At 64.8% G+C, this 15,887-nt stretch carries 14 protein-coding genes and 1 pseudogene; 3 read left to right on the plus strand and 12 right to left on the minus strand.

Annotated elements, in window-relative coordinates; translation table 11 throughout:
• Window positions 1-2 precede the first annotated feature (2 nt).
• The 9 genes from U5A65_RS32695 to U5A65_RS32735 form a co-directional block, all read right to left on the minus strand.
• The gene (locus U5A65_RS32695; protein ID WP_321915090.1) at window positions 3-341 is read right to left on the minus strand and encodes a DUF2322 family protein; all 339 of its coding nucleotides are present in this window, start codon (window positions 339-341) and stop codon (window positions 3-5) included.
• Window positions 342-414: 73 nt separating this feature from the next.
• A complete protein-coding gene (locus tag U5A65_RS32700) occupies window positions 415-1,797 on the minus strand; it encodes an amidase (RefSeq protein ID WP_321939123.1) in 1,383 nt (460 codons plus the stop codon).
• A 62-nt stretch (window positions 1,798-1,859) separates the two neighbouring features.
• Window positions 1,860-2,561: a DUF2848 domain-containing protein gene (locus tag U5A65_RS32705; RefSeq protein WP_321948935.1), complete on the minus strand. Its 702-nt coding sequence runs from the start codon at window positions 2,559-2,561 to the stop codon at window positions 1,860-1,862.
• 69 nt (window positions 2,562-2,630) lie between these two features.
• Window positions 2,631-3,938 (minus strand): MFS transporter, encoded by a 1,308-nt coding sequence (locus U5A65_RS32710; protein WP_415766021.1) that lies wholly within the window; start codon window positions 3,936-3,938, stop codon window positions 2,631-2,633.
• Window positions 3,939-3,987: 49 nt separating this feature from the next.
• Window positions 3,988-4,644, minus strand: a complete 657-nt coding sequence (locus tag U5A65_RS32715) for a DUF4286 family protein (RefSeq protein WP_321914944.1) — start codon at window positions 4,642-4,644, stop codon at window positions 3,988-3,990.
• 100 nt (window positions 4,645-4,744) lie between these two features.
• Entirely contained in the window at window positions 4,745-5,794 is a 1,050-nt protein-coding gene (locus U5A65_RS32720) for a LysR family transcriptional regulator (RefSeq protein ID WP_321948937.1), read from the minus strand.
• Between the two features lie 86 nt (window positions 5,795-5,880).
• Window positions 5,881-7,347, minus strand: coding sequence for an MFS transporter (locus U5A65_RS32725; RefSeq protein ID WP_321948942.1), 1,467 nt, complete (start codon window positions 7,345-7,347; stop codon window positions 5,881-5,883).
• 164 nt (window positions 7,348-7,511) lie between these two features.
• Window positions 7,512-8,048, minus strand: coding sequence for a hypothetical protein (locus tag U5A65_RS32730; protein WP_321939119.1), 537 nt, complete (start codon window positions 8,046-8,048; stop codon window positions 7,512-7,514).
• A gap of 337 nt (window positions 8,049-8,385) precedes the next feature.
• Complete coding sequence (locus tag U5A65_RS32735; protein WP_321939117.1) at window positions 8,386-9,813, minus strand: PLP-dependent aminotransferase family protein; 1,428 nt, start codon at window positions 9,811-9,813, stop codon at window positions 8,386-8,388.
• A gap of 366 nt (window positions 9,814-10,179) precedes the next feature.
• Here U5A65_RS32735 and U5A65_RS32740 point away from each other — a divergent pair, with 366 nt between their 5' ends.
• The 3 genes from U5A65_RS32740 (at window position 10,180) to U5A65_RS32750 (ending at window position 13,969) form a co-directional block, all read left to right on the plus strand.
• Window positions 10,180-11,511: an amino acid permease gene (locus U5A65_RS32740; RefSeq protein WP_321948943.1), complete on the plus strand. Its 1,332-nt coding sequence runs from the start codon at window positions 10,180-10,182 to the stop codon at window positions 11,509-11,511.
• Window positions 11,511-12,743 (plus strand): FAD-binding oxidoreductase, encoded by a 1,233-nt coding sequence (locus U5A65_RS32745; RefSeq protein ID WP_321948938.1) that lies wholly within the window; start codon window positions 11,511-11,513, stop codon window positions 12,741-12,743. The genes U5A65_RS32740 and U5A65_RS32745 overlap by 1 nt, the downstream gene beginning before the upstream one ends.
• Before the next feature lie 74 nt (window positions 12,744-12,817).
• A complete protein-coding gene (locus tag U5A65_RS32750) occupies window positions 12,818-13,969 on the plus strand; it encodes a branched-chain amino acid ABC transporter substrate-binding protein (RefSeq protein WP_321914939.1) in 1,152 nt (383 codons plus the stop codon).
• Between the two features lie 378 nt (window positions 13,970-14,347).
• Here U5A65_RS32750 and U5A65_RS32755 read toward each other — a convergent pair whose 3' ends face one another.
• The 3 genes and pseudogenes from U5A65_RS32755 to U5A65_RS32765 all read right to left on the minus strand — a co-directional run.
• On the minus strand, window positions 14,348-14,797 hold the full coding sequence (locus tag U5A65_RS32755) for a hypothetical protein (protein WP_321939115.1): 450 nt from the start codon (window positions 14,795-14,797) through the stop codon (window positions 14,348-14,350).
• 101 nt (window positions 14,798-14,898) lie between these two features.
• Window positions 14,899-15,279: a hypothetical protein gene (locus U5A65_RS32760; RefSeq protein WP_321939113.1), complete on the minus strand. Its 381-nt coding sequence runs from the start codon at window positions 15,277-15,279 to the stop codon at window positions 14,899-14,901.
• Between the two features lie 8 nt (window positions 15,280-15,287).
• Window positions 15,288-15,887 (minus strand): annotated as a pseudogene (locus U5A65_RS32765) (hypothetical protein); the annotation flags it as partial.

Below are 15,887 nucleotides of genomic sequence, written 5' to 3' on the forward strand. Positions count from 1 at the left end.
GCTCAGGCTGCGGCGATCACGTCGATGCGCAGCGCCGGGCCGCCCGCTGCGATTTCCAGCAGACGATCGACGTTCGGGTGCGCGCCCGGACGGTTGCGCGCGTCGGCGGTGTGCTCGGCGAACACGGCGAGGCCATGCTCGGCGGCGTTGGCGTCGAGCGTGCCGAAGGCTTCGCGCAGGTAGTGGTAGACCGCGAGCGAGCCCTGCTTGCCGGGCTTGTTCTCGATGCTAGCGGCGACAACGCCCTGAGCGTCCACGAGATCGATGCGCTCGATGCCGTCGATGCCCGGCAGCAGCGCGAGATTGTCCTTGAAGACGGCGCCCGGTTGAATTGCCTGAATCACTGAAAACACTCCGTTGGTTCGATAGATGGCGTATGCGGAGCCGTATCTTAGCCGATCGGAGTGAGACGCATCAGGCCCCGTTCACGCTCCGCAGCACGCTTTCGATCGCGGCGGCCACGCTCAGCACGTGCGCGTCGCTGTCGGCGAGTCCCGCCACGCTCAAGCCCACGGGCGCCTCGCCGCGCGGCGCGCACGGCAGCGACACGGCGCAGCCATCGAGGAAGTTCACCAACGAAGGATTGCGCAGCACGAGCGCGTTCGTGGCCGCGAAGTGCGCCGGGTCGGCTTCGAGCGCCGCGATTGTCGGCGGCACGATGGGCACGGTCGGCATGAGGAAGGCGTCGAAACCCGCGAGCGCGGCGCGCGCCTGTGCGATTGCGGCGGCGCGCGCGGCAAGCAGGTCGAGGTAGTCGGCGGCGCTCGCCGTTTCGCCCAGACGGATGCGCGCGAGCACGCGCGGGTCGTAGCGCTGCGCGTGTGCAGGCAGACGGCTGCGGTGCGTGGCAAAGGCCTCGATCGGCGAGAAGCCGAAGCGGTTGATGGCGGGCAGCGTCTCCAGCAGCGGCAGGGTCAGCGGCGTGATCTGCATGCCAGCACGCGAGAGGCGCGTGAGCGTGGCTTCCCACGTGCGCGCGACATGCGCGTCCATGCCTTCGGTCACGTAGTTCGCAAGGACCGCAAGGCGCAGGCCCTTGGGCTCGGCGGTGCGTACGTCCGCGGCGTTTGCGTCCGTTGCCAGGCCCGCGAGCACACGGTCCACCAGCGCGCAGCACGCCACGCTCGGGGCGATGGCGCCGATTGAGTCGAGCGTGGTCGAAAGCGGGAACACGCCGGCCGTCGGCACGCGCCGGGCCGTGGGCTTGAAGCCGGTGAGGCCGCAGAACGCGGCGGGAATGCGCAACGAGCCGCCCGTGTCGCTGCCAAGTCCGGCCGCGGCCATGCCACCCGCCACCGAGGCCGCCGCGCCCGACGACGAGCCGCCCGCCACGCGTGCCCCGTCGCCGTCACGCCACGGCGAGCGCGGCGTGCCGCGCCACGGGTTGAGGCCGAGCCCAGAGAACGCGAATTCGCTCATGTTGGTGCGCCCGAGCGGGACGGCCCCGGCGCGGCGCAGACGCGCCACGGCGGGCGCGTCGAAGGTGGCGGGTGGGGCGTCGTCGAGCACGCGCGAACCCGCGCGCGTGGGCTCGCCCGCCACGTCGAACAGGTCTTTGATGGACACCGGCAGGCCCGCGAGCGGTGAAAGCCGCACGCCCGCGCGGCGCAGCGCGTCCTGGGCGTCGGCCTCGCGCCGCGTGCGTTCGGCGTCGAGGGCGATGAACGCGTGGCCGCCGTTGCCGCCTTCGGCGGCAATGCGCTCCAGCGCGGTTTCCACGAGCGCGCGGCTCGTCGTGCGGGCCGCGTCGAGATCGGCGGCGAGTTGGGAGAGGCGCGTGGCAGGATTGTATGACATGGGTTTCGTTGCGCGTGTACGAGGAAAAGGATGAGTGCTCAGACCACCGCTCAGGCGACCGCTTATGCCACAACCGGCAGCGCGCGAACCGCGTAACGCGCGCGCAGGCTGCGTTCGAGCACCGGGTCGTGCAGTTCCAGCTCGAACGCGTCGCCCGACTCCATCGCCGCCATCTCGCCGTTCACGGCGAGCGTGCCGCTGTACATCGCGCTGCCGGGCGGCAATGCGCCCGTTTCCGTATAGCGGCGCCACAGGTCGGCGGGCGGCAGCAGGCCGTCCACGGCGCCGCTCTGGTAGGCGCGCGTTTCGCCGCTCGCGGCAACGAGCGTGGCGCGCATCGTCAGGCGGTCCCAGTGGCCCGCCACGTCTTCGTAGCGCCACGCCTCGCGGCCCAGCGGCTTCGGGCACACCTGCTTGGATACCGCCACGCTGTAGGCCTCCGCTTTGCGGTCGGTGTGATCGGAGCCGATCGTCACGAGCGTGCCGAGCGGGCTCGCCACGAGCACGCACTCGATCTCGCCGCTCGTGTGCGTGCCGAGCACGTCCACGGTTTCGGCCTGGTTCAGTTGCTCCGCACCCACGCGGTAGAAGAGCGGCGTGCTCGAAGGCGGCGCCACGCCGAGCGCGGCGAGTTCGTCGATGTGATGCTGGATCGCGTGAGCGTCGCGGCCGGCCCAGCCGGCGATCACCAGCGTGTCGATATCGATCGAAAGCGGCGTGGCTGCGCCGCCGGCCGGAAGGACGGTGAAGGAAAGCGTGGTCATGATGGCAGTTCGAAAGGGGGAGGACGCACCCGGCGCACTGGCTGCGCGCGCCGGGAGGAAAAGCGGAGATCAGTCCTGCAGCGGGCGATGCGCGGTTTCGCGGGCGGCGATCAGCGCGATGCCGGTGACGATGAGCGCGCCGCTCACATAGAGCGAGACGGCTGCCGTGCTGTGCCAGGTGCGAAACAGCGCGACGATGATGAGCGGTGCGAAGCCGCCGCCGAGAATCCCGGCGAGCGTATAGGCGAGCGAGGAGCCGGCATAACGCACGCGGGTCGGGAACTGCTCGGTGACGAAGGCGGCTTGCGGGCCGTACATCACCGCGTGAATCACGAGGCCGATCATCACGGCGAGCACGATCAGCGCGGGCTGCGAGGTGTTCATCAGCATGAAGAAGCCGAATGCCCAGACCATGGCCGCGATCACGCCGCCGAGGTACACGGGACGCCGCCCGAAACGGTCGGAGAGCGCGCCGAAGAACGGCACGGCAAGGGCGTTGCAGGCGGTGCCCGCGAGCACGGCGGTGAGCGCGAGGGAGCGCGAGAGGTTGAGCACCGTGGTCACATAGGTGAGCGTGAACACGACGAGCAGCGCGTACAGCACGTCGGAGCCGATACGCGCGCCGCCCGCCACGATGAGGCGCCGCCAGTGCTGCGAGAACACTTCGAGCACGGGCACTTCCGCGGTGGCGTGCGCTTCGTTCAGCTTTTCGAATTGCGGCGTTTCGCCAACGCTGCTGCGCACCCAGATGCCGAACAGCACGAGCAGCAGGCTCGCGAGGAACGGCACGCGCCAGCCCCACGAGAGGAACGCATCGGACGACACGGAAATCGTGATGAACGCGATGAAGCCCGTGCCGAGCAGCGTGCCGAACGAGGGCCCGACTTGTGCCCACGAAGCGTTCAGGCCGCGCTTTTTCTGGTCGCCGTGCTCAACCGCGAGCAGCACCGCGCCCGCCCATTCGCCGCCTAGCGCGATGCCCTGCACGAAGCGCAGCGCGACGAGCAGCATGGGGCTCAGGATGCCGGCCGTGGCGTAGGTGGGCAGCACGCCCATCAGCGCGGTGGTGATGCCCATGAGCACGAGCGTGAGCATGAGCACGGCGCGCCTTCCCATGCGGTCGCCGAGATTGCCGAAGATGAAGCCGCCGAGCGGCCGCGACACGTAGCCCACGGCATAGGTCGAGAACGCGAGCAGCGTGCCCGCGAGCGGGTCGACCGAAGGGAAGAACAGATGATTGAAGACCAGCGCGGCAAGCGTGTTGTAGACGGTGAAGTCATACCATTCGAGCGACGTGCCGATCATGCTGGCGCTCGCAAGGCGGCCGCGTCCGGTGCGGGTGCGGCCGAGCGTCGAGGCTTGGGCGAGAGAGTTCATCGGATTCTCCATAGTCGTTGGGCGTGAAGCGCCTGGGGCTACTGCTGTGTCACGCCGCGAGGCGCCAGAGCATGTCGAAGCTGCGCACCGTCTCGCGCGCCACGCCCGCGGCTTGCGCGAGCTGTTCGGCGGCGGCGCGCGCTGCAGCGTTCGAACTGCCTTCCACGAACACGACCGCGTCTTCTTGCACGGCGCGCGCCGTGCCCGCAGCGCCGCCGGTCGCAAGCGGCGAGGAAAGCGTGCCCTCGGTGCGGAACACGCGCACCGCGTGAACGCCGGGCGCGTGCGTGGCGGCGTCGGCCGCATCGCGCCAGGTTGCGGCGGCGAGCGCCTGCGGCGCGGCCACGAAGATCGCGACGTGCGCGCCTTCGCCTTCACCCGCTTCGAATGCAAGCTCGCCCACGCGGCGCTGCGTATCGTTCATGCGCGCGAAGTTGCGCAGCGACCAGTCGGTCTGCACGGTGAAGGCCTGGCGGTAGGCGTCGCTGCGGAACACATCGAGCGACTCCGTCACGTAGAGCGCGAGATAGCGGCGCGCGTGGCCGTCGTTGGCGAGGAAGCGGCGCGCATGGCGAAAGCCGCGAATGCCGACGCGTTCCTGCATGTGCTCGCGATCGTACCAGGCGTTGAAGTCGGCTTCGGCGTGCGGGTCGGTGTCGGTCCAGATGCAAAGCTGGCCGGGCTGGGCGTTCTGTGTCGTGCTCATCGGTTCTTCCTGCGCATACGTTGTATCGGATAGACGCAGTTTGGCGAGCACGGGCCGCTTCGGTCCAACAAGAAAAAAAATACGCAGTGAACAGGTTTTTTTATCGCTTGTTTTTGTCGCCGGCGGCGCGGGCCGGTTTTGCCGGGCGCTGGCGCGCGGTTTTCGCCGCGGGTTTGGCAACCCCTGCCGCGCGGGCCGGGGCTTTCGGGCGGCGCGCGGTGCTGGCGGATACAGCCGGCGTTGCGCCATCCAGCTCCGGCCCCAAAGCGAGCACGAACGCTTGCGCCTGTTCGGCCGCGAGTTCGGCGATACGCGCGGGCAGCGGCTGGCTCTGCAGACGGTAGCTCGCTACGAGCGGCAGCGGCACGAAGCCGCTTTCCACGTCGAGCACTTCGAGCGCGCCTTCGCGCAGCTCGCGCTGGATGATGGCGGGCGGCAGCACCGCCACGCCGAAGCCGTCTGCCACGAGGCGGATCATCGCCGCCACGGAACTAATGCAGTTGATGCGCACCGGGCGCTCGACCGCGCGTGCGAACTCGCGTTCGAGCGCGATATGCGGTCCCGAATTGCGCGAGAAGCTGAGGATGGGAAATTCGGCGAGCCGCGCAAGATCGACGCGTTGGCCCGAAAGCCCGAGCGTGGGGCTGGCCACCCAGCGCATGGGGAACTCGCACAGCGGCACGTCGGCGAATTCGCGGTCGCCCAGCGCGTGCGTTTGCAGGATCAGATCGACGGCGTCGGCGCGCAGCAATTGTGTGAGGTGAATCGTGGTGTCGCTCGTGACCTCGATCTCCAGATGTGGAAAGCGCTCGCGCACGCGCGCCATCACCGCGGGAAACCAGCTATGCACGATCGACTCGACCACGCCGATGCGAATGAGGCCGCCGCCGCCGCTCGCGTCCTCGACTTCGCGGCGCATCTCCTCGCCGAGATTCACGATGCGCTCGGCGTACGCGAGCATCTTGCGGCCCGCGGGCGTGAGCGTGGCCGAGCGCGAATTGCGGTCGAACAGGCGCACCTCGAAGCTCTCCTCCAGCGCCGCGATACGGCTCGACACCGCCGCCTGCGTGGTGTGGAGCTTTTCCGCGGTGAGGCGGAAATTTTGCAGGCGCGCTAGCCAGATAAATGTTTCGAGAAACCGGATATTCATGATTCGAAGGAGGGCGGACGGCGAGGACGCATGATAGCGCGCCGTATTTCCGTTGCCGGCCGAATCGGTGCCAACGGTTGATCGACTCACTCCTCTCCCACCGCCGAAAGCGGCGCGGCCACATGCTCGAGCGACTTGCGCTCCGCGTCCACGCCCCAGACCGCAGCGACGAGCGCCGCGCCAAGCATGAGTGCCGATCCCACCACATAGCCCGTCAACACCTCGCTGCGCTGATGCGTATCGATCAGTCGTCCGAAGAATGCCGGGCCGATGATGCCGCCCAGCGCCGTGCCGAACGCATAGAACACGGCGATCGCAAGGGCCCGAATCTCCAGCGGAAACGATTCGCTCACGGTGAGATAGGCGGAACTGGCGGCGGCCGAGGCGAAAAAGAAAATCACCATCCACGCGACGGTTTGCATCGTTGCCGTGAGCATGCCCTGCTCGAAGAGCCACCCGCTCACCGTGAGCAGCACGCCCGAGAGCGCATAGGTCGCGGCGATCATCGTGCGCCGTCCGATCACGTCGAACAAACGCCCCAGCACGAGCGGACCGAGGAAGTTGCCGAGCGCGAACGGCAGCAGATAGAGGCCCACGTCGCCGCCCGGCACGTGATAGAACTCCGTGAGCACGAGCGCGTAAGTAAAGAAAATGGCGTTGTAGAAGAAGGCCTGGGCCGTCATGAGCGAAAGACCCACCAGCGCGCGGCGGCGGTGCCGCACGAAGATGGCGTGGAACACCGCGCGTAGCGGCGTGTGACTGCGCGCATGCAAACGCAGCGGGGCGTCGGGTGGATCTTTCAGCGTATGGCCCGCGTCGCGAAAGCGCGTTTCGATGTTCTTCACGATCCGCTTTGCTTCGTCGTGCTCGCCATGCGTGAGGAGCCAGCGCGGGCTTTCGGGAATCCAGCGGCGCATGGGCAAGATGATGAGCGCGAGCACAGCGCCAATGAAGAAACACACGCGCCAGCCCCAGTCGGCGGGCAGCAGGCGCGGGTCGAGCAGCACGAGCGAGCCCGCCGCGCCAATGGCCGCGCCGACCCAGAACGTGCCATTGATGCTGAGGTCGGTCCAGCCGCGCACGCGCGCGGGCGTGAACTCCTGAATCGTCGAATTGATGGCCGCGTACTCGCCGCCGATGCCCGCGCCCGTGATTGCGCGAAAAGCCACGAAGCTCGCGAAGCTCCACGAGAATGCAGTCGCGGCGGTGGCGAGCAGATACACCGCGAGCGTGATGAAGAAGAGTTTGCGGCGCCCCAGGCGGTCCGTGAGCCAGCCGAAGCCGAGCGCGCCGCACACCGCGCCCGCGATATACGCGCTGCCCGCGAGTCCCACCTGCGCGTTGTCCAGATGCAGCACCGGGCTCGTTTTTAGCGCACTTGCTACGGCGCCGGCCAGCGTGACTTCGAGACCGTCGAGCAGCCAGGTGACGCCCAGCGCCACGACGATGAGCACGTGAAAGCGCCCCCACGGCAAGCGGTCGAGGCGCGCAGGCAGCGTGGTTTCGATGATGGCGGGTTTATCGGTCGTCCCGGTCGTATCTGGAGGATTCATCGGGCAAGGCGAGGTTCGGCACGCGATGCCTTGGAGCATGCGCCGTTCCTGAAATATGCACGTTGAGCCTATTATTGATGCGATTAACGATTCATCCGGCGTTGGGATGATTACGCCGTTTTAAGCACTCTTCCCAATTCGCCGGATCAATTCAATACGCGCGTTCAGAAGCCGCGCCGAACCGTAACCGTTGCGCCCGTGCTATGCGAATGAAGAATGGCGACGCGCGCGGTGGCGGAAAACACCCACTCGTCCATGGTCAGCGAGAGCCTGCGTTGAGGTTGCGCGCCAATGTTCAGCGTGCCGTCGGGCACTTGAAGAATTGAAATCTGGGGCGCCGTAGAAGGGCCCATCTGCAGATAATCGGAACTCGGCCGCGCAGCTTGCTGCACGCCGTCACTGCTCCCGGGCGCGGACTTTACGAAGTCGTAATGGTATTTCTCCGGTACCACCGGCGCGCTATAAAAACTTTCGACTTGCGCGTAAAACGGCTTGGGCTGATTCGCCTGGTATTCCATTTCGTACCGGTGCAGATACGCCTGGGGTTCCGGTGGCAGTGCTGGAATCACTTCCATAGGCATTGACGGGATATTGGCGACCGTCATGGTTTCGGGAGCGTTCAAGCCGGTGCTCTGAGCGAACGCATAACCGCTCAGCATAAAAAAGGCTGCACCGACAATCTTTTCGTTCAGGCACGTCATGAGCATGCCTCCAATGACGAACTCGAAACATCAAAACTGCCGAACGTTCCTGCTCAACTGACCGCCATTGCATCGACTGCACCCATGCATTCTAGTACCTGAATGGCTTCATGCCAGCCGAATGTGCGCGAACGCCCCGCAGATGGATGTGAAGTCCACCAGCTAGCAGATGGCGTGCAATGTCGTTGCCTAACATCGCAGACGATATAACCGATTCAGGCGGCAGCAAGACCACCCGCAGCGGCAGAAATTGCGGATGGTCGTGCGGATAATCGACGGGCTCACGCCAGAGGCGAGCCCACCGGCGCTAGCGCATTGGGGGAAATACGAGTGCGGGTTAGATCGTGCCGAAGAGCGCGCGCGGCCGGTCCTGCAGCGTGCGCGCGAGGACCTTCAGTGCGCGCGCGAGTTGCTCCCGCGAGGTTGCACACGCGAGGTTGATACGTACGCCGTGCTCGAGCGTCGAGCGGTCCACGGCGAACGCCGAGGCGGGCATGGTGTTCACGCCGCGCGCCAGCGCGTTGGCGGCGAAGTCGTCGGAACGCCACGGGGCCGGCACGCGCAACCAGACGAACATGCACGCCGGGTCGCTATTGAGCAGGTCGCGCGGCAAGATTTCGAGCGCGAGCGCTTGCCGTGCCTGCAGCTCCGCACGCTGCGCTTCGAGTATGAGGTGCGCGGTGCCGTCCTCGATCCAGCGCGTCGTGATGAGCGTGGTGAGCGGCGCGGGCATCCAGGCCGTCGTGCGCACGGCCTCGGCAGCGAGCGCCGCGCCATGCGGCGGCGTGTGCAGATAGCCAATGCGCAGCCCGGGTGCGAGCACCTTCGACGTAGAGGCCACGTGGAAGGTCAGCTCCGGGCACAGGCTCGCGATGGTCGGCAGGCGCTTGCGCAGCAACGGCCCGTACACGTCGTCCTCGATGATCGCCACATGGTGCCGGCGCGCGATCTCCACGAGCGCGAGGCGACGCTCGAGGCTCATCGTCACCACGCTCGGGTTCTGCAGGTTAGGCACGGTGAAGATCGCTTTCACCGGCATGCGGCGGCAGGCGTCTTCGAGCTGATCGGGCAGGAGGCCTTCGGCATCGCTTGGGATACCGACCAGTTCGAACTGGAATACGGGTGCGAGCGCTTTCAGGCCGTAATAGGTCAGCTTGTCGGAGAGGATCACGCCTTCGTGTCCCATCAGGCTGCTCAAGACCGCGTAGAGGCCGTGCTGCGCGCCGCTCGTCACGACGAGATTATCGGGCGAGGGCGTGAAGCCAGGCGCGGCGATCCATTGCGCGCCCGCCGCGCGCGCCCATTCCGCGCCCTGGGGCGGCTGATATTCCTGAGTTTCCGCAAAGCGCGGGTCGCGCGAGATCTGCGCCATCGTGCGGGCGAGTTGCGTGAGGAATTCGCCAGTCGCCGGGCGGTTGACGGTGAGGTCGACCACGCCGCTCGCTTCGGCGCCGTTCGCCTCCGCGCTTCGCTGCGCCGCGGCGCCAACGGCCGGCATGGCGCCGCCGGTGACGATCGAGCCGCGCCGCTTGCTCGCAACGATCAGCCCGCGCGCCTGCAACTCCTTGTAGGCGCGCGAAACAGTGGAAACGTTGATGCCCAGCTCCACGGCCAGATCGCGCTGCGGCGGCAAGCGGCTGCCTGGCGGGTACTGACCGCTGCGCACCTGCTCCTCGAGATTGCGGGAGACCTCCAGATACGTGGCTTGACGACCTTTTGTCTGGATATTCTCATCCGTTTTTGTCTGGTAATCGTCGGCTTTCATGCAAGTATTAACTCCATACAAAACTCGATCGTCTGCCACATCACCGCGCTGCACTGAGGCACATCACCCGCGCCCCCGTTGCATCTTTAACCCAAAAACACAAGATATGGCAAGTGGTTGGCTGCGCGTGCCCTGAAGCGTTAGATCACTCGCCAGGGAAATTCCTGGTCTCCACACAAAGTCTTTTTAATTGCACACAAAAAATTATTGTGTGAGTATGAATCCAAGGTTTTGTTCGGCCAGCAGCTCGGCGCAACACGCACTGTATTACAGGAGGACAGTCTCGTGGCATCCCGGCAATCCACACCCGCTTCAGGCGCAACATCCACACCCCTCGGCCATTCGCTGCGCAAGCGGCACGTCACGATGATTTCGCTCGGCGGCATCATCGGCGCGGGGCTGTTCGTCGGCAGCAGCGCCACCATCAACGCGATGGGGCCCGCTGCCTGCCTGAGCTACCTGCTGGCGGGCATCGTCGTGCTGTTCGTCATGCGCATGCTCGGCGAGATGGCGCTCGCGCATCCGGGCGTCGGTTCGTTCACGGAGTTCACGCGCATTGGTCTTGGCGACTGGGCCGGTTTCACGAACGGCTGGCTGTACTGGTACTTCTGGGTGATCGTGGTGGCCGTGGAAGCGGTGGCGGGCGCGGGCATCCTGCAGCGCTGGATTCCCGCGCCAGTGTGGGTGATCGGGCTCGTGCTGCTCTCGTTCATGACGGTCGTGAACCTGCTCTCGGTGAAATCATATGGAGAATTCGAGTACTGGTTCGCGTCGATCAAGGTCGCGGCCATCATCGTATTCATCGTGGTGGGCGCGAGCTATCTGTTCGGGTTCAGCTCGTGGCACCAGACCGTGAACAATCTGAGCGGCGACCACGGCTTCATGCCGTTCGGCGCGATGTCGATCTTCGCGGGCGTGCCCACCGTGATCTTCGCTGTGGGCGGCGCGGAGATCGCGACCATTGCCGCGGCCGAATCCGACGACCCGGGCCGCAACGTCGCCTCGATGACCCGTTCGGTCATCCTGCGCGTGATCACGTTCTATGTCGGCTCGCTTTTCGTGATTGCGTGCATCGTGCCGTGGGCGAGCATCAAGGTGGGTTACTCGCCGTTCGTGGCCGCGCTCGAAACCATGCATATTCCGGGCGCTGCGGACATCATGAATGCAATCGTGCTGGTGGCGGTGCTCTCGGCGCTGAACTCCGGGCTCTATGTGTCCTCGCGCATCGTGTTCCGGCTTGCCGAACGCCGCGACGCGCCGCGCGCGCTGCTCACGCTCTCGAAGAGCCGCGTGCCGCGTCTGGCCGTGCTCGTGAGCAGCGTTGTCGGCTACGTGGCCATCGTGGCGGCGATCGTTTCGCCGCAGGGTGTGTTCCTCTATCTCGTCAGCGCATCGGGCGCGGTGATGCTGTTCGTGTATCTCTCCATCGCCGTCTCGCAGATCGTGATTCGCCGGCGCCTCGAGGCGACCGAGCCCGAACGGCTCACGTTCAAGATGTGGCTCTTTCCGTGGCTTTCGTGGGCCGTGGTGGCGGCCATTGCCGGTGTGCTCTGCGCGATGGGCTTCGATCACGCGCTTTCGGGGCAGCTCATGGCGAGCCTCGCGAGCGTGGCGGTGGTGTCGGCGGCCTACATGCTGACGCGCAAACGGACTCACGTGCAAGATTTCCGTGAGCCCGCAACCAACTGGAAGAAGTAATGGCGCAAGTGGCTGTCATTGGCGCGGGGTTCGTGGGGCTGTCGTGCGCTTACTGGCTCATGCGCGACGGGCACAGCGTGACGCTGTACGACGCGCAAGGGCCGGGCGAGGGTGCCTCATATGGCAACGCGGGCACGTTCGCGAACTACGCGTGCATTCCCGTGAACAACCCCGACGTGTTTCGCAACATCCCGCGCTTTCTGTTTTCGTCTACGAGCCCGCTGCGCATTCGCTGGGGCGACGTGCCAACGCTCACGCCGTGGCTCGCACGCTTTCTGCTGAGCGCCACGCCGCGCCGCTACGCGGGCAGTGTGAATGCGCTCGCGCAACTGCTCTCGCGCGCGTTCGACGGCTACCGCGAAATGCTTGCCCTCGACACGCTCGCGGCCTTCGTGCGCGAACGCGAATGCCTCTACCTGTATTCGAGCGCGGCGTCGTTCGAGGCCGCGCAGCCGGCGCTCGAGCTGCGGCGCTCGCTAGGCGTGGCGTTCGACACGCTCGCGCGCAGCGAAATCGCGCAACTGGAGCCGGGCCTCGCGCCGCTCTTCGCGCAAGGCACGCTCTTCAAGGGCAGCTGGTTTTTGAGCGATCCACGCGGCTTTCTTCAGGCCTTGCATGCGATGTTGTCGCTGCGCGGGCTCGTGCACCGGCGCGTGGCGGTCGAGACGCTGGCGCCTGCGGCAAACACGGTGAAGCTGATCGATTCGGCGGGCGAGACGCATGACGCCGAACACGCCATTGTGTGCGCCGGCGCGTTTTCGGGGCGTCTCGCGCGCCAATGCGGCGACGCGCTGCCGCTAGGTGTGGAGCGCGGCTATCACGTGCGCTTTCCTGGCACCGCTAACCGAATTTCGCGGCCGTGCGGCTGGGCCGAACGCGGTTTCTACATGACGCCGATGGACGGCGGCATTCGCGCAGCGGGCACGGTCGAGCTGGCGGCTAACGGCGCGGGTAAGAACACGGACTTGCTGCGGCTTTTGACGCGCTCCGCGCAGGAGGCGCTGCCCGGTCTGCCGGAGCCGGACAGCGACTGGCTTGGCTTCAGGCCGAGCCTGCCCGACGCGCTGCCCGTGGTGGGCGCGTCGAGCCGCTCGCCGCGCGTGATCTACGCGTTCGGGCATCAGCATCTGGGCGTGACGCTCGGCGGCGTGACGGGCAGCGTGGTTGCCGATCTCGTTGCGCAACGCGCGCCTCCCCTCGATCTCACGCCTTATAGTCCGCGCCGTTTTTAACCGTATTTGCAGGTACTTTCCAGCCATAACCAGGTAACACCCACCGCAACAATCTCCCTGTGAGGATGAGCATCATGAACCGCCGCACTCTCGTACTAACGATGGCCCTCGGGCTGATGGGCTTGCACGGCCCCGCGCAGGCGGCCGACCCCGAGGTGGTGAAGATCGGCTTCGCAGGTCCGCTCACGGGCCCGGTCGCGCGCGTTGGCAAGGACTTGCAGTACGGCGCGCAGCTCGCTATCGACGAGGAGAACGCCAAACACCCCGTGATTGCGGGCAAACCGGTGAAGTACGTGCTCGACGTGCAGGACGACCAGGCCGACCCGCACGTGGCCGTGCAGGTGGCGCAAAAGCTCGTGGACGACGGCGTGGTCGGCGTGATCGGCCACTACAACTCGGGCTGCAGCATTCCGGCTTCGGCGGTGTATCACAACGCGAACGTCGCCATGATCACGCCGGGGTCCACCAATCCGGCGCTGACCCAGCAGGGCTATGCGAACGTGTTCCGCACCATGGGCAACGACGGCATAGGGGGCGTGATTGCGGGCAAGTTCGCGGTGGAGCAGTTGAAGGCGAAGCGGATCGGCATCATCGACGATCGCACGGCCTTCGGCCAGGGGCTCGCCGACGCGTTCGAGAAGGGCGCGAAGGAGGCGAACGGCAATATCGTCGACCGCGAATTCACCAACGACAAAGCCGTGGACTTCCGCGCCATTCTCACGTCGCTGAAGCAGAAGAACGTCGACGTGATCTTCTTTGGCGGCCTCGATGAACAAGGCGCGATGCTTGCCAAGCAGATGCGCACGCTCGGCATGCCGGCGCGGCTCTTCGGTGCGGGCGCGTTGAAGAGCAATGCCTTCCTGCAGATCGCGGGCCCGGCTGGCGAAGGCACGCAGGATCTCGAACCGGGACCGGCGCTCGACAAGCTGCCTTCCGCGCAGGCTTTCGCGAAGCGCTACAAGGCACGATTCAATCAGGATGTCGAACTGTATGCGCCGTTCGCCTATGACGCCGCGCTCGCCATGATCAAGGCGATTCGCGACGCCGACTCGCTCGACCGCGCGAAGATCGTCGCGAGCTTCCCGAAGGTAACGGTGGTGGGCGTGACGGGCAATATTGCGTTCGATCCGCACGGCGACCTCATCAAGCCGCCTTATACGCTCTTCGAGGTGCAGCAGGGGCAGTGGAAGAGCTTGAGGACGCTTGGGGGGAATAACGGGGTGTAACTGATGCCCGGTTCTACGGCCAGATTGGGCTGCGGCGGGAAGCGCACGATTGCGTGCTCGACAGACGGGAAGAGTGCATGCTGGCGAAATTGCCGGTGAAATCATTACCGGAATTTGACGGGGATAAACGCGATCAACGCGACTTCGCGTATGGGTCGGCGCTATGGTCTTCTGAGGCGCTGCAAACGTGGCGCGGTGGATGGGCCGCGTGCTCAAAATCCGACGAGCGGCGCTTCAGCCGACAGTAATGGTGGCTGCGAATTGAAACCTGCCAAGTCGTAGTTCGCATGAGCCGGTCATGCAGCCGCCAGTGCCGGCGGCTGTTCGACGAACGATCCGCAGGCATGATACGGGGAGATCTGTTGCGCGACGAGATTCTCAATCATCGGCTTGAGTGACCTTGATATAAGGCTTCAAACCAGGGTTGGATAAAGCGAGAAGATTGAGCGTTGCGCCACCAAATCGCCACGCGAATTCGTCGTCCAACGTGTCGCTGTAGTTCGCCACCGGTACTTCGAGCGGAAAGAGGCGCGCAGTCGCCGAAAGCACTTTCTCCTCCTCAAGCGTGTACGAAACGAGTGCCTGTTTCTCTTCAAACCACATTACAACAACGCACCGCTTTACAGGATGCTTAGCGATCAATACCCTCTGCACTGTTGATGCTGCATCATTTCCATTCGAATCCTCACTATAGTCGAACGGCTGTGCGTCGCCGAGCTGTGTCGAGTCGGCGCCTGAATTCGCACTGAACAAGTCATTGCCAAACGTACCACCTTTGTTGATTCCCGTATCGCCGGCGTCCGAATCACTATTACCGCCGCCGAGCAATGTGCCTGTTGCCTACTCGACGACCCTTAACGCGTTGCTGCACGCGGACCATTGCAATTTCTCCTAGCGGAAAACGCTCGCGCGAGTTGGATTTTTCCCTTTCACTCTGCACCCTCCAGAACCTGCATCGAATCGAACTCGACAGCGATTGCAAAGCCAGCGGTGGGATGTAGATAGACAATATGCTGCGCTGCCCTTTTGCCCGGCAATGAGCGCTTCAACAGATTCCGTGCAAGCGATTCAACTTCCGTGTTTGGCTGTGCCCTCTCCAACGACAGCACGATATTGACGGTCCCACCATTCTCAATTCCCAAACGAGTCATGCCTTGAAAGGTGACCGTAGCTGTTCGCGTACCTAGCTTGAGACTCAGAATCAATGTATCGGGGCAACTGATGTCTAATTGATTTTGTATCGCGATGCGAAAAATGTACCAATCATGAAAGTAGTCATACGCGTGGAGCGTTGCATCAATATCTGTCACAGCTTGCCTCACCAAGGAAGAATTGAAACGGGCCAACCCTGATCACGTGCATTTCCTTCCCAGTTATGCGCATGCGGATTAGGCTGGCCGTGGTGCACATCAAAGTCTATATCAACGCTTGCGTTGCCGTTGGAATCAAACATGCGCCATTGTTTCTTCATACCAGGACCGCTTTCGATCCAGGAGTTCGGATCACCGGTCATATCTGGCATGCCCGCCAGGTCGAATGCATCACCCTCGGTGGAAGCAGGCAAATAGGTAAACGACTGCGCATCCCCAAGTGGCGTTGAGCCTTCCGGGGTCGCGTCATCATCGTCCGAAACATCGTCACTGCCTCCGGGCAACGCACCTGCCATCGTTTCCATGAGCCCCAAAAGTCCTGCGCCTCCATCTCCTTCGCTGGCACTCGCGGCACTGCGCACAACTTGTGTCAGTCCCGTTGAGGCTTTGGCTACCTGCGAGGGCACATCGAATGCCGTAGACAGGACCGATCCTGCTCCAGTCGTTTTTTCCTCCTGTGCGGCCTTGAACGCGACCCATTCATCCCATGTCAATGGACGGTTCGCGTTTCCCCCACCGGCTGCACTTGCCGACTGCCAGAACTGCGT

This window comes from Paraburkholderia sp. J10-1, from assembly GCF_905220165.1.
Taxonomy (GTDB): Bacteria; Pseudomonadota; Gammaproteobacteria; order Burkholderiales; family Burkholderiaceae; genus Paraburkholderia.